This is a genomic window from Clostridium sp. ZBS2 (genome assembly GCF_023845855.1).
In the GTDB taxonomy this organism is placed as follows: Bacteria; Bacillota; Clostridia; order Clostridiales; family Clostridiaceae; genus Clostridium; species Clostridium aquiflavi.
The window spans coordinates 1-288 of record NZ_JAMQIF010000182.1 but is presented as its reverse complement, the minus strand read 5'-3'; the positions used below and the strand labels follow the sequence as shown (position 1 = coordinate 288).

The 288-nt window shown below is 28.5% G+C and carries 1 protein-coding gene; it reads left to right on the top strand.

The genetic code is table 11. The features are described 5' to 3' along the window. On the top strand, positions 1-288 hold a 288-nt coding region (locus NG918_RS16875; protein WP_252227218.1), incomplete at both ends, for a DUF4176 domain-containing protein.

Sequence of the window (288 nt, the reverse complement as noted above, 5' to 3'; positions counted from 1 at the left end):
AATCAAAAGGAATAGAAATAACCAATGCTGATAACTTAATAGTTAGTAATGATGTAACGGAAAACATACAATGGAGTGATGAAGAATTATTACCATTAGGTTCAATAGTTACATTTAAAGGAACCAATAAAAAAGTTATAATAATAGGAAGAATCGAACATTTAAAGGGAGACACTTCTGATGATATATATGATTATGCAGCGTGTGTATATCCAGAGGGAAGTGTTAGTGCGGATAGTAATTATTTATTTGATGGAAATCTTATTAATAAGGTTTATTTTAAAGGAT